The organism is Citrobacter sp. TBCS-14, assembly GCF_005280805.1.
In the GTDB taxonomy this organism is placed as follows: Bacteria; Pseudomonadota; Gammaproteobacteria; order Enterobacterales; family Enterobacteriaceae; genus Citrobacter; species Citrobacter gillenii.
This window is the reverse complement of the sequence record NZ_SZWM01001225.1, coordinates 1-307: the sequence shown is the minus strand read 5'-3', so window position 1 is coordinate 307 and position 307 is coordinate 1. Positions and strand designations below refer to the sequence as shown.

Annotated in this window: 1 protein-coding gene; it reads right to left on the bottom strand. The window is 50.5% G+C overall.

Translation table 11 applies throughout. The annotated features are described in order from the left end of the window. On the bottom strand, positions 1–282 hold a 282-nt coding region (locus FDX22_RS26370; RefSeq protein WP_146718013.1), incomplete at its 3' end, for an adenylyltransferase/cytidyltransferase family protein. Positions 283–307: the final 25 nt, after the last annotated feature.

Sequence of the window (307 nt, the reverse complement as noted above, 5' to 3'; positions counted from 1 at the left end):
CTCTTGCAGCGTTTGCGCGGTGTACGAGGCGGTATCGCGTTTTAGCTCGCGTTCATCCAGTGAAAACAAAGGTTTGTCGGCAATGGCCAGCTCAAGCATATGTTTACGCTGGGCGCTGGAGGCTTCCGGTTGCGCACGATGTGGTGGCACGTTATTGGGCATGACAATGACCCGAGAGAGGCCAATCAGATTAGCCAGAATTTCAACGGGTTTCAGATGACCATAATGCACCGGATCAAAGGTGCCGCCGAACAGAGCCTGCAATGATTTCATATCAACCATCAATAAAAACATCTGCCAGTGATTT